This is a genomic window from Aequoribacter sp., assembly GCF_965659035.1.
Lineage (GTDB): Bacteria > Pseudomonadota > Gammaproteobacteria > Pseudomonadales > Halieaceae > Aequoribacter.
Window position 1 is genome coordinate 1 of the sequence record NZ_CBFHWH010000154.1, and the last position, 2,184, is coordinate 2,184.

Consider the following 2,184-nt stretch of genomic DNA (forward strand, 5'->3'; position numbering starts at 1 on the left):
AACCTTAAGACTTCGGTTATTTCTCTTCTGTCATCAAACCACGTCGTTTCAGTAGCGGTGTGATGTCTGGTGTGCGCCCCCGGAAGTTCTGGAATAAGGACATTGCTTCAGCCGATCCGCCGCGAGATAACAGCGTGTCGCGGAAGTGGTCGCCATTTTCGCGCAGCATACCGCCGTTTTCTTTAAACCACTCGACCGTATCGGCATCTAATACTTCACTCCAGATGTAAGAATAATAGCCTGCCGAGTAGCCGCCCATGATGTGTGAGAAGTAAGGCGTACGATAACGAGGCGGAACGGGCGCAAAGTCTACGCCAGCATCTGCCAACGCTTTTGCCTCAAAGGCCATAACGTCTGAGGCAGCTGGTACTTCCTCGGGGGTCAGCTGGTGCCAGGCCTGATCAAGTAACGATGCCGCGAGATATTCAGTGGTCGCAAAGCCCTGATTGAATTGTCCGGTGCTCAGCAATTTATCAAGTAAAGCGGGATCCATGCGCTCGCCGGTCTCATAATGCACCGCGTAGTTTTTCAGGACCTCTGGCCAAACTGCCCACATTTCGTTGACCATGGAGGGGTATTCTACGAAGTCACGTGGTACAGATGTGCCTGAGAGCGAGCGGTACTGGACGTTAGAAAACATGCCGTGTAAAGCGTGGCCGAATTCGTGGAACATGGTGGTCACTTCATCCCACGTTAGCAGCGTCGGTTCGCCGTCTGCAGGTTTGGGGATGTTGAGGTGATTTGCCACTACGGGTTGAGTGCCATCGTGATGCGACTGTGACACATAGGCATTCATCCAAGCGCCCCCGCGTTTTGATTCTCGTGCGTAAAAGTCTTGAATAAACAGAGCAAGCGTTGAACCATCGGCATTAAACACTTCCCAAACACGCACATCCTCTTGGTAGACCGGTAGGTCAGTGCGCTCTTTAAAGGTGATGCCGAATACTTGCTCAGCGGCATAGAACACGCCTTTGGTCAGAACATTATTCATTTCAAAGTAGGGCTTGAGCTGTGACTCATCAAAGCTATATTTGGCCGCGCGCACTTTTTCGGTGTAGTAATCCCAATCCCACGATGCGACTTCAAAATCGCCGCCTTCCGCGTCGATCATGGCTTGAATATCAGCCGCCTCACGCTTGGCGTTGGCAACGGCCGGTGGGGCTAAACTTGCTAAGCGTTCGTTAACGGCTTCGACCGAGCCTGCAGTTTGGGTTTGCAGTCGATAGTCCGCATGGTTTTCAAAACCCAATAGCTGGGCTGCCTCTGCACGCAACTTCATGACTTCTGCAATGATGGCGGTGTTGTCAAATTCACCGCCGTCAGAACCGCGACCCAGCGATGTTTGATGGATGCGCTGGCGCAACTCGCGGTTAGTCAGGCTTGAAAGTGCAGGCTGACCGCTGGTGTTCAGTAAAGGAAGTACCCATTTTTCAGGCATGTCACGCGCTTCGGCTGCTTTCTTGGCTGCTGCTATTTGGTTGGAGCTCAGGCCATCCAGTTCTTCTGCAGAGTCTACGACAATGGCCTTGGCGTTGACCTCATTGCGAACGTTTTGACTAAAATCGGTGCCAAGCTTGGCAAGACGCGCATTAATGGCCTTGAGTTTTTCTTTTGCCTCATCATCAAGTGTCGCGCCGGAAAGCACGAAGTCTTTGTAGTTTTCTTCTATCAAGCGCATAGCTTCTGACTCAAGACCAAGGTCATTTCGCTGTTCGTATACGGTTTTGATTCGCGCGAACAAATCGCCATTCAATAAAATGGCATCGCTGTGCGCAGACATCACCGGAGCCATTTCGGCGCGAATTGCTTCGATGTCATCGTTTGTGTGCGCCGAGGCTAAGGAGTAAAACACTCGAGAAACTCTAGCCAAGGTGTCGCCCGCGTCTTCAAGCGCTAAAACCGTGTTCTCGAAGGTGGGGGCGTCTGGATTTGACGCGATGGCCTCGATTTCGGCGATATGTTCCCTCATGCCGATTTCCATGGCGGGTTTGTAGTGCTCGTTTTCGATTTTATCGAAGGGTGGATACTGCATGTAGAGCGTACTAGGCGTTAAAAACGGGTTGTCTGATGCCATAGCGGGTGCCGGTGCCTCGTTGTTCGTGTCGGTATTGCAGCCGGCTAATAGTGCTGCGCTGAGCACGGAGACGGCCAAAATAGAAGTTTTCATAGGTAAGTCCTTGCAGA

Annotated in this window: 1 protein-coding gene; it reads right to left on the bottom strand. The window is 51.8% G+C overall.

Going from position 1 to position 2,184, the window contains the following annotated elements:
- Positions 1-16: 16 nt before the first annotated feature.
- Positions 17-2,167, bottom strand: coding sequence for a M3 family metallopeptidase (locus ACTF5Z_RS11930; RefSeq protein ID WP_438985829.1), 2,151 nt, complete (start codon positions 2,165-2,167; stop codon positions 17-19).
- Between the last annotated feature and the right edge of the window lie 17 nt (positions 2,168-2,184).

Bases quoted from the DNA above. Each gene is read 5' to 3' on its own strand.
- ACTF5Z_RS11930 (WP_438985829.1), bottom strand. From the start codon at position 2,167: ATGAAAACTTCTATTTTGGCCGTCTCCGTGCTCAGCGCAGCACTATTA.